General features: G+C 65.3%; 22 protein-coding genes. 8 read left to right on the forward strand and 14 right to left on the reverse strand.

The genetic code is table 11. The features are described 5' to 3' along the window. Together PMN64_RS19680 and PMN64_RS19685 are read right to left on the reverse strand one after the other, a co-directional pair. A partial coding sequence (locus PMN64_RS19680) for an ATP-binding cassette domain-containing protein (protein WP_411781814.1) occupies positions 1–835 on the reverse strand: 835 nt, incomplete at its 3' end. Positions 836–1187: 352 nt separating this feature from the next. Then, on the reverse strand, positions 1188–3878 hold the full coding sequence (locus PMN64_RS19685) for an EAL domain-containing protein (RefSeq protein ID WP_411781815.1): 2691 nt from the start codon (positions 3876–3878) through the stop codon (positions 1188–1190). A 261-nt stretch (positions 3879–4139) separates the two neighbouring features. Here PMN64_RS19685 and PMN64_RS19690 point away from each other — a divergent pair, with 261 nt between their 5' ends. Further along, a complete protein-coding gene (locus PMN64_RS19690) occupies positions 4140–5255 on the forward strand; it encodes an NAD(P)/FAD-dependent oxidoreductase (RefSeq protein WP_411781836.1) in 1116 nt (371 codons plus the stop codon). A gap of 96 nt (positions 5256–5351) precedes the next feature. Here PMN64_RS19690 and PMN64_RS19695 read toward each other — a convergent pair whose 3' ends face one another. Next, a complete protein-coding gene (locus PMN64_RS19695; protein WP_016847370.1) occupies positions 5352–5537 on the reverse strand; it encodes a YdcH family protein in 186 nt (61 codons plus the stop codon). A gap of 240 nt (positions 5538–5777) precedes the next feature. On the opposite strand from PMN64_RS19695, the gene PMN64_RS19700 reads away from it, so the two are divergent. The 3 genes from PMN64_RS19700 (at position 5778) to PMN64_RS19710 (ending at position 6708) form a co-directional block, all read left to right on the forward strand. Next, entirely contained in the window at positions 5778–5984 is a 207-nt protein-coding gene (locus PMN64_RS19700; RefSeq protein ID WP_016847372.1) for a YdcH family protein, read from the forward strand. Positions 5985–6180: 196 nt separating this feature from the next. Then, the gene (locus PMN64_RS19705) at positions 6181–6390 is read left to right on the forward strand and encodes a hypothetical protein (protein ID WP_411781816.1); all 210 of its coding nucleotides are present in this window, start codon (positions 6181–6183) and stop codon (positions 6388–6390) included. 66 nt (positions 6391–6456) lie between these two features. Then, positions 6457–6708 (forward strand): hypothetical protein, encoded by a 252-nt coding sequence (locus PMN64_RS19710; protein WP_018268738.1) that lies wholly within the window; start codon positions 6457–6459, stop codon positions 6706–6708. An 88-nt stretch (positions 6709–6796) separates the two neighbouring features. Here the strand turns inward: PMN64_RS19710 and PMN64_RS19715 are convergent, their stop codons facing one another. Further along, positions 6797–7510, reverse strand: coding sequence for a GGDEF domain-containing protein (locus PMN64_RS19715; protein WP_411781817.1), 714 nt, complete (start codon positions 7508–7510; stop codon positions 6797–6799). Between the two features lie 145 nt (positions 7511–7655). Between PMN64_RS19715 and purE the strand changes: the two genes are divergently transcribed. Both purE and PMN64_RS19725 read left to right on the forward strand, forming a co-directional pair. After that, positions 7656–8144, forward strand: a complete 489-nt coding sequence (gene purE, locus PMN64_RS19720) for a 5-(carboxyamino)imidazole ribonucleotide mutase (protein WP_028335999.1) — start codon at positions 7656–7658, stop codon at positions 8142–8144. Beyond that, complete coding sequence (locus PMN64_RS19725) at positions 8141–9247, forward strand: 5-(carboxyamino)imidazole ribonucleotide synthase (protein WP_028340621.1); 1107 nt, start codon at positions 8141–8143, stop codon at positions 9245–9247. Before purE ends, PMN64_RS19725 begins: the two co-directional genes overlap by 4 nt. A 264-nt stretch (positions 9248–9511) precedes the next feature. Here the strand turns inward: PMN64_RS19725 and aqpZ are convergent, their stop codons facing one another. Next, the gene (aqpZ, locus tag PMN64_RS19730) at positions 9512–10234 is read right to left on the reverse strand and encodes an aquaporin Z (protein ID WP_016840586.1); all 723 of its coding nucleotides are present in this window, start codon (positions 10232–10234) and stop codon (positions 9512–9514) included. 264 nt (positions 10235–10498) lie between these two features. Here aqpZ and rpsU point away from each other — a divergent pair, with 264 nt between their 5' ends. After that, positions 10499–10795 (forward strand): 30S ribosomal protein S21, encoded by a 297-nt coding sequence (rpsU, locus tag PMN64_RS19735; RefSeq protein ID WP_021078544.1) that lies wholly within the window; start codon positions 10499–10501, stop codon positions 10793–10795. Positions 10796–10908: 113 nt separating this feature from the next. Next, positions 10909–11571, forward strand: a complete 663-nt coding sequence (locus PMN64_RS19740; RefSeq protein ID WP_411781818.1) for a tetratricopeptide repeat protein — start codon at positions 10909–10911, stop codon at positions 11569–11571. Between the two features lie 222 nt (positions 11572–11793). Here PMN64_RS19740 and PMN64_RS19745 read toward each other — a convergent pair whose 3' ends face one another. From PMN64_RS19745 to PMN64_RS19785, 9 genes are all read right to left on the reverse strand, one after another. Continuing rightward, entirely contained in the window at positions 11794–12705 is a 912-nt protein-coding gene (locus PMN64_RS19745; RefSeq protein WP_411781819.1) for a hypothetical protein, read from the reverse strand. 276 nt (positions 12706–12981) lie between these two features. Further along, entirely contained in the window at positions 12982–13266 is a 285-nt protein-coding gene (locus tag PMN64_RS19750) for a cupin domain-containing protein (RefSeq protein WP_028340624.1), read from the reverse strand. Between the two features lie 36 nt (positions 13267–13302). Beyond that, the gene (locus tag PMN64_RS19755) at positions 13303–14400 is read right to left on the reverse strand and encodes a calcium:proton antiporter (protein ID WP_304497213.1); all 1098 of its coding nucleotides are present in this window, start codon (positions 14398–14400) and stop codon (positions 13303–13305) included. Between the two features lie 54 nt (positions 14401–14454). Next, complete coding sequence (locus tag PMN64_RS19760) at positions 14455–15273, reverse strand: alpha/beta hydrolase (protein ID WP_411781820.1); 819 nt, start codon at positions 15271–15273, stop codon at positions 14455–14457. Between the two features lie 15 nt (positions 15274–15288). Beyond that, positions 15289–15459 carry a hypothetical protein gene (locus PMN64_RS19765; protein WP_162832440.1) on the reverse strand — a complete coding sequence of 57 codons (171 nt, stop codon included), beginning with the start codon at positions 15457–15459 and terminating at the stop codon, positions 15289–15291. Positions 15460–15469: 10 nt separating this feature from the next. Further along, positions 15470–16867: an NAD(P)(+) transhydrogenase (Re/Si-specific) subunit beta gene (locus PMN64_RS19770; protein WP_018268744.1), complete on the reverse strand. Its 1398-nt coding sequence runs from the start codon at positions 16865–16867 to the stop codon at positions 15470–15472. A gap of 43 nt (positions 16868–16910) precedes the next feature. Further along, positions 16911–17228 carry a proton-translocating transhydrogenase family protein gene (locus PMN64_RS19775; protein WP_016841609.1) on the reverse strand — a complete coding sequence of 106 codons (318 nt, stop codon included), beginning with the start codon at positions 17226–17228 and terminating at the stop codon, positions 16911–16913. Between the two features lie 11 nt (positions 17229–17239). After that, a complete protein-coding gene (locus PMN64_RS19780) occupies positions 17240–18364 on the reverse strand; it encodes a Re/Si-specific NAD(P)(+) transhydrogenase subunit alpha (RefSeq protein WP_411781821.1) in 1125 nt (374 codons plus the stop codon). 145 nt (positions 18365–18509) lie between these two features. Next, positions 18510–18662, reverse strand: coding sequence for an aa3-type cytochrome c oxidase subunit IV (locus PMN64_RS19785; RefSeq protein ID WP_016841611.1), 153 nt, complete (start codon positions 18660–18662; stop codon positions 18510–18512). Positions 18663–18695 lie beyond the last annotated feature (33 nt).

Raw genomic sequence — 18695 nt, forward strand, 5'->3', positions numbered from 1 at the left:
GTTCCTGATGCGCGGGCTTCGCCGTCTCCTCCAGTCTCTCGGCGCGCTGCTTCAATTGCCTGGTCTTCGACAGCAAAAGGTCGCTGCCGGAATTGATGCCGAGGTTGTTGAGCTTCGCGGCCTGCTGCCGGAGCTGCCGCACGGCCTTCATGTCGCGCTGATAGCGCCGCTCGTCCGAGGCATCGAATTCGTCGATCGCCGCGCGCGCCGCGGTATAGGGCAGCGAGAACAGCTGCGACCGCTCCGGGCGCAGGAACAGCGTCCGGTTGGTCGTTGCATCGAGAAAGGCGCGATCGTGGCTTGCGATCACCACCGGCATCTCGCGTGGCAGTGCGTTCAGCCAGGCCTCGAGCCGGCCGATCTTGGCGAGGTCGAGATGGTTGGTCGGCTCGTCGAGCAGCAGCACATCGGGTTCGGTCACCAGCACGCGGGCGAGCACCGCAAGCCGCAGCCAGCCGCCGCTCAGCTGCTTCAGCGGTCTCGTCCACAGCTCCTCCGGAACTTCAAGCGATTGCAAGGCGACGTCGACCCGCCAGCCCTCGCTGGCGCGCTGCTCGCCGGGAAGCGCCTCGAGCACGGCGGCGTGGAACGGCGTATCCAGCAGTCTTGGCGGCGCATCCTGCTCGACATGGCCGACGGTCAGTCCGCGCGCACGAGTGATGTCGCCTTCGTTAGGCTCCATCGCATCTGCGATACAGCGCAAAAGCGTGGACTTACCGCGGCCGTTGGCGGCCACCAGCCCGATACGGTCGCCGGCATTGACGACAAAATTCAGTTCGGAAAACAGCGGCGCGTTCAGCGTCACGCCGAGGTTGCGTACATTGATGAGGGTCACGATCAATTCTCTGGTCTTGCCGGCGATCGCGACATCCCGAGGCGTCCAGCCATCATCGGATGTGCGTGTCGAAGCGCGGCGAGGGATTCATGTGCAGGCACGAACGCTCAAACGTTCGACGCCGCACGGCCACGAAGGGCAGACCAGGAAGAGATGTTGCGCGAGTTTCCGGTCAGCCCTGCAAACGCATCTGCAGGGCGTTGACGGGGCCACGCTTGAGGTGGGGATCGGTGTATCTCGCCACGACGCGGCCCTCCTTTCTCGGCTGAAATGATGTGGTGGGTCGAGATGTAGCCGGGCGAGCAACGGATGGCAAGCATAGCCGGCCGGGCCGGCGACCATTCAGGCCAAATTACCCGGCTCTGCGCACGGTCTCCGCAAGCTGGTCGCCACCGACCAGCCCGGCAAATTGGCCGATCGGGGCCGGCCTGCCGATCAGATAGCCCTGCACCGCGTCGCAGCCCTCTTCGGCGAGGAAGCCGAGCTGTGCCTCGGTCTCGACGCCTTCGGCGACGATCGACATTTCAAGGCCGTGGCCGAGATCGATCACCGCGCGCACGATCGCGGCCGATTGCGGGTTGCGGCCGAGATTGATGACGAAGGCGCGGTCGATCTTGATCTTGTCGAACGGAAACGCCTGCAGGTAGCTCAGCGAGGAATAGCCGCTGCCGAAATCGTCCATCGAGATGCGGACGCCGAGCGCCTTCAGCCGCCGCAGCAGCGACAGGCCGCGGTCGAAATCCTCGATCAGCACGCCCTCAGTGATTTCGAGCTCGAGCCGGTCGGGCGTGAGCCCGGTTTCGAGCAGGATCGAATGCACGAGGCCGACGAGGTCGCCATGGGTGAATTGCGCCGGCGACAGGTTCACCGCAACCTGCAGCGGGATCGCCCAGGAGGCCGCCTCCCGGCAGGCTTCGCGCAGGATCCATTCGCCCATCTCGACGATCAGGCCGCTTTCTTCCGCGAGCGGAATGAAGTCGCCGGGCGGCACGAAGCCGCGCACCGGATGGTGCCAGCGCGCCAGCGCCTCGAAGCCGATGATCCGGCTGGCCGCCACGCTGCCGCCCGCGGCGGCCTGCGGCTGGTAGTAGAGCGACAATTCGCCATTCTTGATCGCGACCGACAGCTCCTGGTGCAACACGCGGCGATCGCGGATCTGCTGGTCCATCTCCGGCTCGAAGATCGAGATCGTGCCGCGCGACTTCGCCTTGGCGCGAAACAGCGCCGCGCCGGAATTGGCCAGCAGCGAGGCCGCGTCGGATCCGTTGTCCGGGAACACCGCGATCCCTGTGGTGAGGCCGGTCCGCACCGACTTGCCGTCGATCAGGAAATCCTGCCCGAGCGCCTCGGCGGCCTGCTCGGCCAGCGCGATGCCGGCCGCCGGCTGCTTGCCGTCGATGATGAGGCCGAATTCGTCGCCGGACAGCCGCGCGACCACGCCGCCGCGCGCCACGGTCTGCAGGCGCTGCGCGACCTCGATCAGCACCTTGTCGCCCATCGCGTGGCCGTAGACGTCGTTGATCTCCTTCAGCCCGTCGAGGTCGACGCAGAGCACGGCGAACTCCTCGTCGGTGCCGTCGCAGGCCTCGATCATCTGGGTCAGCGCCTGCAGGAAGGCGGCGCGGTTCGGCAGATCGGTCAGGCCGTCATGATAGGCCATATGCGCCATGCGCGACTCGGTCTGGCGCCGGTCGGTGACGTCCTCATGGGTCTTGATCAGATATTGCGGCTCGCCGACATCGTCGAGCACGGTCATACGGCGGGTCAGGAACAGCCGCAGGCCGTCCTTGGTCGAGATCGGATGCTCCTCGGCGATCATGCTGCGCTTCCTGATCGCGGCCTCGTCGCGGGCGATGATCAGCTTGGCTTCACGCGCATTGAAGATGTCGGACGCGGTCAGGCCGGCGGCGTCCTCGCGGCGGCGATTGAGGATCGTCTCGGCGCTGCGGTTGGCCAGGAGGTAGCGGCCGTCGCTGACCCGCTGCACGATCAGCGAGACCGGGATGTTGTCGACCACGAGCTCGAGGAATTTCTTGTTGTTCTCGAGCTCGCGCGATAGCGAGCGGCGATCGGTGACGTCCTCGAACAGCGCGATCAGGAATTCCGGCTCGCCGGCCTCGTTGCGGGCGATCACGCGGTTGGAGGCGAGGATCCGCTTGTCCGAACCGCGTTCGACGAAGAATTCGCTGCGATGATAGCCTTCCGCCGCGTTCAGCGCCGCGCGGTCGGCGGTGTCGATGCTGGCGGCGGTCTCGGGGCGGAAGATCTCGTCGGCGCGCCTGCCCACGATGTGATCGCGCGAGAAGCGCGAGAAGCGCTCGAAGGCGCGGTTGGCGAAGATGTAGCGGCCGTCCTCGATGTTCTTGGCCGCGACGCAGACCGGAACGTTGTCGAGCACCGATTCCAGGAATTGCGTGGTCGAGGCGAGCTTGCGCGACAGCTTGCGCTGGTCGGTGCAATCGAGATGGGTCGCGACCGAGCCGCCGTTCGGCAGCGGAAAATACTTCACCAGCACCGACCTGCCGCCGGGCAGCTCGGTGACCAATCCATCGGGCGCCGCGGCCCTGGCGAAGAAATCCTCGGCGCTCAGGTCGAGCACGCCGCGGTCGCGGCGCAGCTCCAGCAGCTCGACGCCCGTCATGTTGCGCCGGATGTCGGCACGCGACAGGCCGTAGATGTCGAGATAGCGGTCGTTGCAGAACACGATGCGCTCCTGCGCATCGGTCATCACCACGCCCTGGTTCAAATGGTTGAGTGCCGACGAGACGAAGGCGTTGCGCCGCAATTGCGCGCGCTTCGCCTTGCGCAGCGCCGAGAGGATCCACAACCCGACCGCGCCGAAAAAGGACGCCACCACCACGCTGCCGATCAGGAGCTCCCAGACCACGCCGGGATCGAGGCTGCCCAGATAGCTCGACGGCGCCGCGAACGCACCGGTGCCGGCCCGGGCTGCAGCGCACGGCGCTACGGCGGCGATCAGGCAGAGCACGGCCCTTGCCGGAATCCAATTCTTCCCGCCCGCCTGCACCTTCCTGCCAGCCATCGATCACCCGCGGATTTCCGGGGCGAGTGTCCGGCTCCGGCGGTTTGGATCGGGTAAACGCGTACTGATGCAACCGGAAAATGCTGACTTAATTTATGGCAATTGCCCTGACATGATTAATGCTCCACTAACTGGGCATGGCTTCCCAACTATTTGAGATAGCCCAAGCACTTGCCTAATAAGCACTTGCCCAAAGCGACCGGATCGGCTGAACGATGTTGGCGGCAGCGGCCAGGCGCGGCCGGGCGGAAATTTTCGGACCTGAAGGACGAGATGGACAGGGTTGATTGCGTGATCGTCGGTGCGGGGGTGATCGGCCTCGCCGTGGCGCGGCGGCTGGCACAGGCCGGCCGCGAGGTGATTGTGATCGAGGAGGCCGAGGGGATCGGCACGGTGACCTCGTCGCGGAACAGCGAGGTGATCCACGCCGGCATCTACTACCGCGCCGGCAGCCTGATGGCGCGGATGTGCGTCAGCGGCAAGCGGGCACTCTACCGCTACTGCGCCGAGCACGGCGTCCCGCACAAGAATTGCGGCAAGCTGATCGTGGCTACCACGCCTGCCGAGACCGAGAAGCTGCAGTCGATCCGAGCGCATGCAAAGGCCAATGGCGTCGACGACATGCAGCGGTTGTCCGGCGAGGCGGCGCGCGCCCTGGAGCCGGCGCTGAATTGCGACGCAGCGCTGCTGTCGCCCTCGACCGGGATCATCGACAGCCATGCCTACATGCTGGCGCTGCGCGGTGACGCCGAGGCGGCCGGGGCGGCGTTCGCCTTCCATACGCCGCTGCTCCACGCCAGGGCCACCGCCGACGGGTTTGAGATCGAGGCCGGCGGCGCGGCGCCGATGACGCTGGCCTGCGATCTTCTGGTCAATGCCGCCGGGCTCGGCGCGACGGCGGTCGCGCGCAACGTCGAGGGCATGCCGATCGAATTGATTCCAACGGCCTATTTGGCCAAGGGCAATTATTTCAGCTGCAGCGCCAGGGCGCCGTTCTCGCGGCTGATCTACCCGGTGCCGGAACCCGGCGGGCTCGGCGTGCACCTGACGCTCGACATGGCCGGACAGGCGAGGTTCGGGCCCGACGTCCAATGGATCGATCACATCGATTACGCCGTCGACCCTGATCGGGCCGAGCGGTTCTATCCGGCGATCCGGAAATACTGGCCGGCCCTGCCGGACGGCGCGCTGATGCCGAGCTATTCGGGAATCCGCCCCAAGATCGTGCCGCCGGCGGTGGCGACGCAGGACTTCCTGATCCAGGGGCCGGCCGATCATGGCGTCGCGGGCCTGATCAACCTGTTCGGGATCGAATCGCCTGGACTGACGTCATCGCTCGCGGTCGCCGACCATGTCGGCGAGTTGGCGGAACTCTGAGCAAATACAGTATGGCCGTCCGGGGGATGCGCGCGCACTTGTGCGTTCATCCCTCGGTGAAAGGCCAGGCTATTTGCTAATTTGCAGGGGGGCGGTCTAGTGGACCGTGTCGTCGGCGGACAGTCTCAACCGCTCGATTTGATCCTTGACCATCAACTTGCGGCGCTTCAGCTCGCAAATATGCAGGTCGTCTACGGAGGGGTGAACGAGCGCTTCGTGCAGTTCGTTCTCGAGTATTTTGTGTTTACGCTCCAGCTCAATGAGATGGGCCTGTATTGCCATTGCGAACTCTCCTCGGTGCGTTAAACCTCAGGTTCGATCCGGACCGCCGAGTGTACACGAGTGGACGGCGCTGTCGATGGGGAACGCGAAATGCCGCACGCACTCATTTCGGTTTATCTGTAACCAATCGTGACTATGGAACCGGTCTGGCTTGCGCGGCGCGCGCGCAAGGAGGATATTCCGGCGAGCGGCGACTTCCGCCGCAACAACCTCATCGTGCTTATCAGTTAATATACAACCATGAACGATCAGGATGAGCGCGAACTAATCGCCGAGCTCGCGCGTCTGCAACAAGAGCACCGCGACCTCGATGCCGCGATCGACGCGCTGCATCAGTCGCCGGCGCCGGATCTCTTGATGCTGCAACGCTTGAAGAAGCGGAAGCTGCAACTCCGCGATCGCATCGCCTTCATCGAAGACCAGATCACGCCCGACATCATCGCCTGACGCGCGTCGCGGCGCGGGCCTTCGCGGTTCGGCGCTTCCGGTTCAGGCCGGGCGGCGGTTTTCCCCGTCATCCACAGCGCCGCACCGGCTTCACGTTCGCGGCAACGGACGCGAGGCGGTTTCCCGGCGCTTGACTCTATCGGAACAAAAAGAGAACATAACGATCCAGCCGCCAGCCATCAGAGGGAGTTTCGCCATGTCCGCACCGCCTTCCCTGCCCGACAACAGCCGCTACGAGAAGGCCTGCGATCAGGCGATCGCGATGTGCGACGGCAACCTGCGCAGCACCATCAAGGCGCTGATCATGGCCAACGAATACCTGGAAGCCGAGCTTGAGGAATTGCAGGCCGCGATCACCGCCGGCTGCGTGCCGGCGCAGACCCCGGCGGCGAGCGATGCCGCCTGATCCTTGGCCTGATCCTTGGCCTGATCCTTGGCCTGATCCTTGGCCTGATCTTCAGGGAGCACAGCGATGGCCGATGTAACCTATTACGTGGCACTGCCCTTCATGCAGGATGATGACGGCACGCCGGTCGCCGGCAATGCCGAGGAATGCCAGAGCTCGGCGGTCGCGCTGCGCCGCGCGGAGACCATGTCGCGGATGCCCGGCAGCATCGGCGCCGTCGCGTTCAGCCGCACCGGCGATCCCGCGATCGGCGAATTCGGCGATGCCAAGCTGTTGCGGGCCTACGGCAATGTGCCGGAGGATCTGAGCGCGCTTTGATCTCTTAAGCGCGATGGGATCGGGTCGAATCATCATCGTTTGAGCATGATCTTTTCGGAAAACCGCTTCGCACTTTTCCGGATCATGCTTAGGATTCGTGGCGCCGCTGCGCCTTGCGCACATACATCGCACGGTCGGCCTCATCGAGAACGCGATCGATGTCCGAATGCGCGGTGAGGATCGCAACGCCCGCGGAGGCACCTGCGGTGACCTGGCTGTCACGGAACATGAAGGTCAACCGATCGATCGCCTCTTCCAGCGCAGCCGCCTTGGCGCGGGCATCGATCTCGCTGAGATTCCACAGCAGCACGGCGAACTCGTCACCGCCGAGACGGCCGATCACATCGGAAGCGCGCACCTGATCCGATATCGCGGCAACGATCGCCTTCAGCACCTCGTCGCCCGCCGCGTGGCCGAAGGCATCGTTGATCGGCTTGAGGCGATCAACGTCGAGCACGATCAGCGCGCCGGAGGCCTGATAGCGCTTGATGAAGGAGAGCGAACGGGCGAGCTCGCGCTCGAATCCGCGCCGGTTCAGGATGTCGAGCAGGAAGTCGGTCTCGGCGGAGGCCTGCAGCTCCTCGATCCGGGCCTGCGCCCGCGCCAGTTGCGCCCGCAAGCTGCGGATCGTCGATTTGTCGCCGGATGCGACCGCGCCTCGCGTGGAAGCTGCGGTTCCAACCCGTTTGGTTCCAGCCCGCTTGGCTCCAGTCTTGCCCGGCCCGGATTTGCGCGCGGCGGGCGCGCCTTTGCGTCGTTTCGCGGCCCCGGAGGCGGCCGCCGTCGTCTTCTTCATGCGCATCCTTGTTGAGGCCTGCTTATGAAGGCTTGCCGGGATTCACCAAGACAGGATAGTCCATTCTAACTCCCTTGCCACGCCTTGGATGACGCCCGGGCCGCCCCTATAATCGGCCTATGCTTTTGGATTCCTGCACAGAATTGAAGAGATGACCGCTCCGATCGCCATCATCATGGGAAGTCAGTCCGACTGGGAAACCATGCGCCATGCCGCCGAGACGCTGGCTGCGCTCGGTGTGGCCTGCGAAACGCGTATCGTTTCGGCCCACCGCACCCCGGATCGGCTCTACGCCTTTGCCAAGGGCGCCAAGGCGGCCGGCCACAAGGTGATCATTGCCGGCGCCGGCGGCGCCGCCCATCTACCGGGCATGACGGCCGCGCTGACCGAGCTTCCGGTGTTCGGGGTTCCCGTCGAGTCGAAGGCGCTGTCGGGCGTCGATTCGCTCTATTCGATCGTGCAGATGCCGGCCGGCGTCCCGGTCGGGACGCTGGCAATCGGCAAGGCCGGCGCGATCAATGCCGCGTTGCTCGCGGCGAGCGTGCTCGCGCTCAACGATCCGGCTCTGTCGGCCCGCCTTGCGGCCTGGCGCAAGCAGCAGACCGACGCGGTCAATGAGCATCCGGAGGGCGCGGCGTGACGGCTTCGAACGGAGTGAAGCTGAAGCCGGGCGACACCATTGGAATCCTCGGCGGCGGGCAATTGGGCCGGATGCTGGCGATGGCCGCGGCGCGCCTCGGGCTCCGCTGCCAGGTGTTTTCGCCGGATCCGGACTCCCCGGCGTTCGACGTGGTGCAGAACGCGACCTGCGCGGAATATGCCGACGTCGAGGCGCTCGAACTGTTCGCCAACGACGTCGACGTCGTCACCTATGAATTCGAGAATGTCCCGGCCGCAACCGCGATGGTGCTCGCCGCACGCCGCCCGGTGCTGCCGGCCTACAAGATCCTCGAGACCACGCAGGACCGGCTGATCGAGAAAGATTTTATCAGCAAGCTCGGCATCGGCACCGCCGACTACGCCGACGTCTCCTCGGTCGGCACGCTGCGCACGGCGATCGAGCGCATCGGCCTGCCCGCGGTGATCAAGACCCGCCGGTTCGGTTATGACGGCAAGGGCCAGGCCATCATCCGCGCCGGCGACGATCTCGAACAGGTCTGGCAGGACCTCGGCACCAAGTCGGCCATCCTCGAAGCCTTCGTGCCGTTCGAGCGCGAGATCTCGGTCATCGCCGCTCGCTCCGCGTCCGGCGAAGTCGAATGCTTCGACGTCACCGAGAACGAGCACCGCGACCACATTCTGAAAATTTCCCGCGCGCCGGCCGCAATCCCCGATGAGCTTGCCGCGCAGGCGCGCGCGATCGCCGAAAAGATCGCCTCGGCGCTCGATTATGTCGGCGTGCTCGCGGTGGAGATGTTTGCGGTGCCCGGCAACGGCAGCAAGGCGACGGTGCTGGTCAACGAGATCGCGCCGCGTGTGCACAATTCCGGCCACTGGACGCTCGACGGCGCCTCGATCTCACAGTTCGAGCAGCACATCCGCGCGATCGCCGGCTGGCCGCTGGGCAAGCCGGTGCGCCACGGCGATGTCGTCATGACCAACCTGATCGGCGACGATATCCTGAGCTACGAGCAGTGGCTCACCGTTCCCGGCGCCACGGTGCATCTGTACGGCAAAGGCACGCCGCGCCCCGGCCGCAAGATGGGGCACGTCACCGAAGTGACGCCCGCCCGCAAGCCTTAATTCCACTAAAGCGCGATGAGCGATTCATCGCGCTTTAGCTCGTCGTTTGAGCATGATCTCTTCGGAAAACCGCTTCCCACTTTTCCGGATCATGCTCCGGCGGCAGCAAGCCGCCTTCGACGCATCGATGGAAATGGGATCGTGGCAGCCACGATCCATTAGAGCATCGGTTCTGATTCAATCAGGACCGATGCTCTGGATTTTTGTTTACGCGTTTTCTTCACGCGAACCGGCGTCCACTTCGCTCGAAAACGCTCTCGCCGATCACGCCGTCTTCGCGCCTGCGACGATGCCGGCCGGCTCGTCGCTGAGCCAGCGATAGATCACGCCGCCGAGCGCACCGCCGATCAGGGGCGCGACCCAGAACAGCCAGAGCTGCCCCAGCGCCCAGCCGCCGACGAACAGCGCCGGTCCTGTGCTGCGCGCCGGGTTCACCGACGTATTGGTGACGGGAATGCTGACGAGATGGATCATCACCAGCGCGAGGCCGATGGCGAGCGGCGCGAAGCCGGCAGGCGCCTTGCCATGGGTCGATCCCATGATGATGAACAGGAACATCATGGTCATCACCACCTCGGTGATGAAGCACACCACCATGTTGTACTGGCCGGGCGAGTGCGCGTCATAGCCGTTGGAGGCAAAGCCCTTGCTGACATCGAAGCCGGGCGCGCCGCTCGCGATCACATAGAGCAGCCAAGCCGCGATGATGGCGCCCACGACCTGCGCGATGATGTAGGGCAGCACCTGGCCGCCCGGGAAGCGCCCACCCGCGGCGAGCCCGACCGTCACCGCCGGGTTGAGGTGGCAACCCGAGATATGGCCGATCGCATAGGCCATGGTCACCACGCTCAGCCCGAAGGCCAGTGACACCCCGACCAGGCCGATCCCGACCTGCGGAAAGCCGGCCGCGATCACCGCGCTGCCGCAACCAGCGAATGTGAGCCAGAACGTACCGATGGCCTCGGCAGCGTATTTCTTCATCTCCATCTCGCATCTCCCCTATTTCCAATGTCCGGGTTGTTCAAAACGCCGGGAGCGGCCCTCATCTGGGCGCCAAACCACCCAAATCAGGGCCGCACAATGGCATTTTCGCCCTATTTCGTGGCTTTACTAGGCCCGAAAGTCACTCGACCGGTGGACATCTGCGCGTTTGTCTGATACATGCGCGCGCCTAGGGTTAAGAGGCAGGCCTTTTGCCGCCCCTTCACCTCGCCAGAATTCCGAACCGATCAATTCAAAAGAGGATGCCGCGTGCAGGTTCTCGTCCGCGATAACAATGTCGACCAAGCCCTGAAGGCGCTGAAGAAGAAGATGCAGCGCGAGGGCATTTTCCGCGAGATGAAGCTCCGCGGTCACTACGAAAAGCCCTCCGAGAAGAAGGCCCGCGAAAAGGCCGAAGCCGTGCGCCGCGCGCGCAAGCTGGCACGCAAGAAGCTGCAGCGCGAAGGCCTGCTGCCGATGAAGCCGAAGCCGGTGTTCGGCGCTGGCCCCGGTGGCGACCGCGGCGGCCGTCCGGGCGGTGCAGGCGCTGGTCGCGGCCCTCGCTGAACCGTTTTGCCGATATGGAAGTCTAACAGCGCGGGCCACGGGCCCGCGTTGTCGTTTTGAAGCGCGCCGCGTTCCGGGGTACCCATGCAAAACGACCGGCAAGAGCATTTTGCATGACGGCTGATCCGGTAGCCCGCCCGCCCTTTCCAGGACCCGCGCACCGCCGTTGCGCGCCGCATCTCGTCATCATAGCAGTGGTTCTCGGCCTGCCGCTCGGGGGCTGCTCCTTCGACCTCGGTTCATGGGGCTCCTCGGACGACAAGCCGAAGCCGGCTGCCACTGCCGACAAGCCCGCCGCCGACACCATCACCCCGCAAGACGTCAACAGCGCCAAGGATCACACCACGCGCGCTCAGGTGCTGGCGCGCTCCGGCAAGCTCGACGAAGCGATGGCGGAGTTCGAACAGGCACTGGCGGCCGACCCTTACAACATCCAGGCGCTCTACGGCCGCGCCCTGATCTATCAGGGCCGTGGACAGCATCAGCAGGCGATCGACGATTTCACCGCGGCCAGCGGGCTGTCGCCGCAGAAGGCCGAGCCCCTGGTCGGCCGTGCCGCCAGCTACCTCGCGCTCGACAAGGCCAAGCAGGCCGCCAGCGATCTCGACGAGGCCGTGCAGGCCGATCCAAGCAATGTTGCGGCATGGAGCACACGCGGCCAGGCCTATGAGCGGCTCGGCGACAAGGCCAAGGCGGCGGCGTCCTACAATCGCGCGCTCGCGCTGCGGCCAAGCGACGGCAATGCGCGCAGCGGGCTGGCGCGCACCGGCGGCTAAGCATGATGAGATTAGGTTGAGCTGGAAACGGCGTCGAAGGTTCACCTCTCCCGTGGGAGAGGTCGATTTGCGCAGCAAATCGGGTGAGGGGTTACGGTCTATCGAGAGGGCGAGAGCCCTCACCCGGATTGCACTGGACGATGCTTCGCATCGCCAGGCGCAATCCGACCTCTCCCCGACGGGGAGAGGTGGACCGAAATCGCGGCAAGCCGATTCGCTGGGCTACTTCGGCAGGACGGCGTGGAACATCGACTTCATGCCGGAGAACATGTCGTCGGTCACCGACGTACGCTCGTTCTTCTGCGCCGGCATGATCGCCTCGGCGCGCAGGTCGAGCGGGGCCTGCACCACCGGGACCGGAATGTCGGCCGGCGGCGTCAGCCGGTTGGAGTCCTGGCCGCCGGCGGCGTAGGGCGGACGCGGCTGCGAGGATTGATCGACATTGTCAGTGGACGGGCTCGACACCATGATCGGCGGCGGCAACGGCCGGATCGCCGAGGTGGCTGCCGGACGCTGCGCCTCTGGCAGGCGGGCAAGATCGGTGCGCGCAGCGTCCTGGGAACGCGTGGCGTCCTGGGAACGCGCCGCCTCCTGCGGACGCTCCTTGCGCAGCCGCTCGATGGCGGCGCGCGCGAGGTCGTTGGCGTCGCGGCTTTCCTCAGGCGTGACAGCCGTCTCGACCGGCGCAGCTGACGTCGCAGGGGCGGCCGGCTGCGGCGCGGCGGGCGTGACCTTCGCGACGGCCTTCGGCGCCGCCGGGTGATGGCGGGTGTCGGCGGGGATGCTGGCGGTATCGGCCGGCGCCTCAGGCTTCACATCGGCAGATTTGGGGTCGGCCGATTTCTCGGCGGGCTTCTCGGTGACGGTGGCCTTCTCGGACGCCGACCGCTCGATCAGCGTGCGCTCCGACATGCCCTTGGCCTTCACACCGGCTTCGGGGAGGCTGCTGACGACGGTGGCGGGCTTGGCGGCGGCCTTCGGATCTGCCTTGGGATCGACTGCGGCGGTCACGGCTGCGGCTGCCGGCGCCTCCGGCTTGGCCACGATGTAGTGATTAACGATGTACGCCCCGATGATGGTCGCTGCCACCGAGGGTAAGATGTCCATCACGAATTTCTTCAGGTAACTCAGCATGACCTGCCACTCCCCACCCCGGTATTACATGCTGGAACTTTGAGGCACATTCAGGGATCAACTGCGTCGGATCGGTGGCAAACCCCCGTTCCGACGTCACCTTTGGTGTCGCTTTGGTTTCAGCCGGAGGCGCCCCCTGCGCAGGCCGCATCCGCCTGCTAGATCATCGCGCAGCCGTTAACGGGTTATGAATTTCCACAGCCGCGCCGGCTCGGACCTGCCATTCGGCGGGTGCAGGGTTCCTTGCCGGATTCCTTGGAGGGTTCTTGCGCCGCGTCAGGGCTTGAGTTCGACCTCGAGGAACACGATCTCGCTGGCCGTCTCGTTGAGCACGTCGTGCTGGACCCCTGCCTTGCGGAAATAGGATTTGCCGGCTCCGAGCTGCGCCTTCGAGCGCTCGCCGTTCGGCGCCACGATCGTCATCTCGCCGGCCGTGATCGGAACGATGACATAGTCCATCTCATGGGTGTGGTGGCCGGTGGCGCTGCCCGGCGCAAGGCGCCATTCGGTCACGCGGACCTCCGCGGTATCCACCTGCACATCCGATTTGGCGCTGAGCATCGTCATTCTCTCCAATTTTTTTGAGCGGATCATGCTCTACGGCACGAAAACCATGAACACGAACACGGCGAACACCACCATGTGAACGAGCCCGAACAGGATGTTGGTGCGGCCGGTTCCGAAGGTGAGCATGCTGACCATGAAGGTGAGCAGCAGGATCAGCATATGCTGGTTGCTGAGCCCGAGCACCAGTTGCTTGTCGAGCGCATAGGCGGCTACGGCCACCGCGGGAACCGTGAGCCCGATGGTGGCGATCGACGAGCCGAGCGCAAGATTGATGCTCTTCTGCAGATCGTTCTTGCGCGCCGCCGACACTGCGGCAACGCTCTCCGGCAACAGGATCAGGGCCGCCACCACCAGGCCGGCAAAGGCCGGCGGCGCGCCGATCTTGACGGTGACGACATCGACCACCAGCGAGAATTTCTTCGCCAGCAGCACCACCGCCAGCAGCGAGATCAGCAGCAGCGCAACGCTGATCGCGGTCATGCGGTCCGACATCACCTCGCCATGCGCCGCCGCCTCATTGGCGCCGCTGACGAAATAATCGCGGTGACGGATGGTCTGGGTGTAGAGGAACACCGCATAGAGCAGCACGGTCACGACGCTGACCACGGCGAGCTGGGCCGTGGAAAACACCGGGCCCGGAGAGGCCAGCGTGAAATTGGGCATATCGAGCGTGATGGTCGCGAGCACGAACAGTACGCTGAGGTAAAGGTTGGCGCCGGTGATCTGGAAATCCTGCTCCCTGTAGCGCAAGCCGCCGATGAAGATGCAGAGCCCGACCAGGCCGTTGCAGACGATCATCACCACCGCAAACACCGTGTCGCGGGCCAGGGTCGGCGCCGGCGTTTCGCCCAGCATGATGGTCGAGATCAGCGCCACCTCGATGATCGTCACCGCGAGCGTCAGCAGCAATGTGCCGAACGGCTCGCCGATCCGCTCGGCGATCATCTCGGCATGGTGGACCGCCGCGAACACGGTGCCGAACAGAATGACCAGCAGCACCGCCGCAAACACCCAGCCCCCGGCCGATGGCGCGAAGCTGTAGCCGGTGGCCGTGACTGCGGCAAACAACAGCACCGCCAGAACGGGATACAGCCAGGCCGACCGCGGCATCGGTCCGTGTGCGCTCATCGTGGGGGTCCCCTCACTTCGATGGCGCGATTATGCGACAGACAATCGCCGCCGTCAGCCTCTTGCGGCATCGATAAACCGCCGCGCCGTCGCCATCGCACCGAAATCGTCGAGATTGTCGTGCCCGCCACCGGGCAGTCGCACGAATTGCTTGGGCTCATGGGCGAGGCCGAACAGGCGCTCGCCGAAGCGAATCGGGATCACCGGATCGTCGGTGCCATGCATGATCAGAAGCGGCGCCTTGACCCGCGCGATGAGCCGGTCGGAGCGGAATTGATCGCGCATCAAGAGGCTGACCGGCACATACCAGAAATGCGCGCCGGCGACGTCGGCCGTCGACGTATGAGGCGCCTCAAGGATCAGCTTGCCGAGCGGATGTTCGGCAGCGAGCGCAACCGCAACGCCCGTGCCGAGGGAGAATCCCCAGGCCACGATCTGCTCGGCGCGGTAGCGTGCGGTGGCGAAGGCATAAGCCGCCGCGGCGTCCTGCAGCAGTCCCTGCTCGCTCGGAGACCCGCTCGACCCCGCGTAACCCCGAAAGGACAGCGCCACCAGCCCGGTGCCGTCGGCCGTGATGGCCTTGAAGCGCGCCACGCGCCCGGCAAGGAAATCGCCATTGCCGTGAAAGAACAGCACGACGGGCCGGCCCGGCTTCGCCGGCACGTGCCAGACGATGACCTTCTCGCCGTCGTCAGTGGTCAGGACATGCTCTTCCGCTTCGGGAAGCCCCGCGGCTGCCGGCGCGGTCCGTCCGACCGGCGGGATCGGAAACAGCAGTTCGCGCTGCCTGACATACAGCGCAACGAGCCCGCCGAGATAGATGACGAACGCGGCGATCAGGAGCCATTTCAGGATTGCGAGTGCCAGTGCCATCAGCGGTGGCCGCGGCTATGTTTTGCCGCGGAGCTTGCGCAGCTTCTCGACATCCGCCTTGATGCTGTCGGGGACCGGCCGGCACGCGCACGCCGCCGCATGCGCGACGTGCCACTTGATGCGCTGCTCGCGCGTCGCCCGGGGCGGCATGCGATGCGCTCGATGCCACTCCCGGTTCAGCGTCATCGCTACCGCCTTACATCGCCTTGACGATGTTCTCGGTGACCTTCTTGGCGTCGCCGAGCAACATCATGGTGTTGTCGCGGTAGAACAGCGGGTTGTCGATGCCGGCATAGCCCGAGGCGAGCGAGCGCTTGATGAACATCACGGTGCCGGCCTTCCAGACCTGCAGCACCGGCATGCCGTAGATCGGCGAGGTCTTGTCCTCTTCGGCGGCCGGGTTGGTGACGTCGTTGGCGCCGATCACGAAGGCGATGTCCGCCTGGGCGAACTCCGAGTTGATGTCCTCGAGCTCGAACACCTCGTCATAGGGCACGTTTGCTTCAGCGAGCAACACGTTCATGTGCCCGGGCATGCGGCCCGCGACCGGGTGAATGGCGTATTTCACCTCGACGCCTTCCTTCTTCAGGATGTCGGCCATCTCGCGCAGCGCGTGCTGTGCCTGCGCCACCGCCATGCCGTAGCCGGGCACGATGATGACCTTGGAGGCGTTCTTCATGATGAAGGCGGCGTCATCCGCCGAGCCGAGCTTGGCGGGCTTCTGCTCGCCGCTGCCGCCGCCGGCCGCCGCGGTCTCGCCGCCGAAGCCGCCGAGGATCACCGAGATGAACGAGCGGTTCATCGCGTGGCACATGATGTAGGACAGGATCGCGCCGGAGGAGCCGACCAGCGCACCGGTGATGATCAGTGCCGAATTGCCCAGCGTGAAGCCGATGCCGGCCGCGGCCCAGCCGGAGTACGAGTTCAGCATCGAGATCACGACCGGCATGTCGGCGCCGCCGATCGGGATGATCATCAGCACGCCGAGCGCCAGCGCGATGATGGTGATCAGCCAGAAGTCGAGCGCGCTGCCGCTCATCACAAGGCCGACGATGAAGAACACCAGCGCCAGCGCCAGCACGATGTTGATGACGTGGCGGAACGGCAGGATGATCGGCGCGCCGCTCATCCGGGCCGACAGCTTCAGGAACGCGATCACCGAGCCGGTGAAGGTCAGCGCGCCGATCGCGACGCCGAGCGACATCTCGACCAGGCTCTGCGGATGGATGTTGCCGGGCGTGCCGATGTCGAACGCCTCGGGCGCATAGAACGCACCGGCGGCGACCAGCACCGCGGCCATGCCGACCAGCGAGTGGAATGCGGCGACGAGCTCGGGCATCGAGGTCATCGGCACCCGGCGCGCGATGACGGCGCCGATGCCGCCGCCGATCGCGACCGCGAGGATGACCAGCACCCAGGCCACGCCATCGGCCGGCGGATGGCTCGCCAGCGTGGTGCCGACGGCGATCGCCATGCCGATCATGCCGAACATGTTGCCCTGGCGCGACGACGCCGGGCTCGACAGGCCGCGCAGCGACAGGATGAACAGCACCCCCGCCACGAGATACAACAGTGCAGAGAGATTGGCGCTCATCTCAGGTCCCCCAAAATCCTCATCACCCCGAGGTGATTGCCGCTCACTTGGCTTTCTTCTTGTACATCGCGAGCATGCGCTGGGTGACCAGGAAGCCGCCGAAGATGTTCACGCAGGCGAAGATCAGCGCGACGAAGCCGAAGCCGCGGGCCCAGCCCGAACCGCTCGAGACCATGCCGACGCCGACCGCGAGCAGCGCGCCGACCACGATCACTGAGGAGATCGCGTTGGTCACGCTCATCAGCGGCGTATGCAGCGCCGGGGTCACCGACCACACCACGAAATAGCCGACAAACACGGCGAGGACGAAAATCGACAGCCGGAACACGAACGGATCGACGGCCTGCGCGAGATGCTCCATGGCTTCTCTCCTTACTTCGGCTGGAAGTTGGGATGGATGACGGCGCCGTCCTTGGTCAGCGCGGTGGCCTTCACCAGCTCGTCGTCCCAATTGACCGCGAGCGCCTTGTTGGCCTTGTCGACCATCGTCTCGATGAACGAGAACAAATTGCGCGCGTAGAGCCCCGAGGCCGACGCCGCGACGCGGCCGGCGACATTGGTGTAGCCGACGATCTTGATGCCGTCGGTCTCGACCACCTCGCCGGGCTTGGCGCCCTCGACATTGCCGCCGCGCTCGACCGCGAGATCGACCAGCACCGAGCCGGGCTTCATCGATTTCACCATCTCGCCGGTGACGAGCTTCGGTGCCGGACGGCCGGGGATCAGCGCGGTCGTGATCACGATGTCCTGCTTCTTGATGTGCTCGGCGGTCAGCGCGGCCTGCTTGGCCTGGTACTCCTTGGACATTTCCTTGGCGTAGCCGCCGGCGGTCTGCGCGTTCTTGAATTCCTCGTCCTCGACGGCGAGGAATTTCGCGCCGAGCGATTCGACCTGTTCCTTGGTGGCCGGGCGCACGTCGGTCGCGGTGACGACGGCCCCGAGCCGCCGCGCGGTCGCGATCGCCTGCAGGCCGGCGACGCCGACGCCCATCACGAACACCTTCGCGGCCGGAACGGTGCCGGCGGCGGTCATCATCATCGGGAAGGCGCGGCCAAAGGCCTCGGCGCCCTCGATCACGGCGCGGTAGCCGGCCAGATTGGCCTGCGAGGACAAGACGTCCATCACCTGCGCGCGGGTGATGCGCGGCATCAATTCCATCGCGAAGGCGGACACACCGGCATCGGCCATCACCTTCAGCGCGGCCTCGTTGCCATAGGGATCCATGATCGCGATGACCAGCGCGCCGCGCTTGTATTTGGAGAGTTCGGAGGCTTCCGGCCGCTTCACCTTGATGATGATGTCGGCGTCCTTGAGCGCGTCCGCGCTGACGGTGGCGCCCACCGCGGTGAACTCCGAATCGGGAAGGCCCGACTTGATGCCCGCGCCCGGCTCGACCGCGACCTCAGCGCCGAGTGCCTTGAACTTCTTCACGGTATCGGGCGAGGCCGCAACCCGCGGCTCGGACGGATCAATTTCCTTGGCAACGGCAATCTTCATGGGCCCTCCGGCGGCGCGAGCGGCGCACGCGTCTTCAAACTAGCGTTATTTTCGCCAGATTTGGATACCCGGTTTTTACACATCCGGGTTCGACAGGAATTCCGGCACCGCCGCGGGACGGCGGCGCCGCTAGCCGATCTAAGGATCAGACCAGGAAATAGGCCATCAGGGCGAGAATAATGGCGACGCTGATGGTGCCCCATTTGACCAGCATGATAAACCCTTCATAGGTCTGCTCATGCGCCACGTAATCGTTGCCGTCGGCGGTCGTGTAGGCCACTTCGCTATGGTCTGCCATCGCTGTCCCCAGTCAGAAATTCGCGTTCCTCCG

It is taken from the genome of Bradyrhizobium sp. UFLA01-814, assembly GCF_046718885.1.
Taxonomy (GTDB): domain Bacteria; phylum Pseudomonadota; class Alphaproteobacteria; order Rhizobiales; family Xanthobacteraceae; genus Bradyrhizobium; species Bradyrhizobium elkanii.

Bases quoted from the DNA above. Each gene is read 5' to 3' on its own strand.
- PMN64_RS19685 (WP_411781815.1), bottom strand. From the start codon at position 3,878: ATGGCTGGCAGGAAGGTGCAGGCGGGCGGGAAGAATTGGATTCCGGCA.
- PMN64_RS19695 (WP_016847370.1), bottom strand. From the start codon at position 5,537: ATGGCAATACAGGCCCATCTCATTGAGCTGGAGCGTAAACACAAAATA.
- PMN64_RS19700 (WP_016847372.1), top strand. From the start codon at position 5,778: ATGAACGATCAGGATGAGCGCGAACTAATCGCCGAGCTCGCGCGTCTG.
- PMN64_RS19705 (WP_411781816.1), top strand. From the start codon at position 6,181: ATGTCCGCACCGCCTTCCCTGCCCGACAACAGCCGCTACGAGAAGGCC.
- PMN64_RS19710 (WP_018268738.1), top strand. From the start codon at position 6,457: ATGGCCGATGTAACCTATTACGTGGCACTGCCCTTCATGCAGGATGAT.
- PMN64_RS19715 (WP_411781817.1), bottom strand. From the start codon at position 7,510: ATGCGCATGAAGAAGACGACGGCGGCCGCCTCCGGGGCCGCGAAACGA.
- purE (WP_028335999.1), top strand. From the start codon at position 7,656: ATGACCGCTCCGATCGCCATCATCATGGGAAGTCAGTCCGACTGGGAA.
- aqpZ (WP_016840586.1), bottom strand. From the start codon at position 10,234: ATGGAGATGAAGAAATACGCTGCCGAGGCCATCGGTACGTTCTGGCTC.
- PMN64_RS19740 (WP_411781818.1), top strand. From the start codon at position 10,909: ATGACGGCTGATCCGGTAGCCCGCCCGCCCTTTCCAGGACCCGCGCAC.
- PMN64_RS19745 (WP_411781819.1), bottom strand. From the start codon at position 12,705: ATGCTGAGTTACCTGAAGAAATTCGTGATGGACATCTTACCCTCGGTG.
- PMN64_RS19750 (WP_028340624.1), bottom strand. From the start codon at position 13,266: ATGCTCAGCGCCAAATCGGATGTGCAGGTGGATACCGCGGAGGTCCGC.
- PMN64_RS19755 (WP_304497213.1), bottom strand. From the start codon at position 14,400: ATGAGCGCACACGGACCGATGCCGCGGTCGGCCTGGCTGTATCCCGTT.
- PMN64_RS19760 (WP_411781820.1), bottom strand. From the start codon at position 15,273: ATGGCACTGGCACTCGCAATCCTGAAATGGCTCCTGATCGCCGCGTTC.
- PMN64_RS19765 (WP_162832440.1), bottom strand. From the start codon at position 15,459: ATGACGCTGAACCGGGAGTGGCATCGAGCGCATCGCATGCCGCCCCGG.
- PMN64_RS19770 (WP_018268744.1), bottom strand. From the start codon at position 16,867: ATGAGCGCCAATCTCTCTGCACTGTTGTATCTCGTGGCGGGGGTGCTG.
- PMN64_RS19775 (WP_016841609.1), bottom strand. From the start codon at position 17,228: ATGGAGCATCTCGCGCAGGCCGTCGATCCGTTCGTGTTCCGGCTGTCG.
- PMN64_RS19780 (WP_411781821.1), bottom strand. From the start codon at position 18,364: ATGAAGATTGCCGTTGCCAAGGAAATTGATCCGTCCGAGCCGCGGGTT.
- PMN64_RS19785 (WP_016841611.1), bottom strand. From the start codon at position 18,662: ATGGCAGACCATAGCGAAGTGGCCTACACGACCGCCGACGGCAACGAT.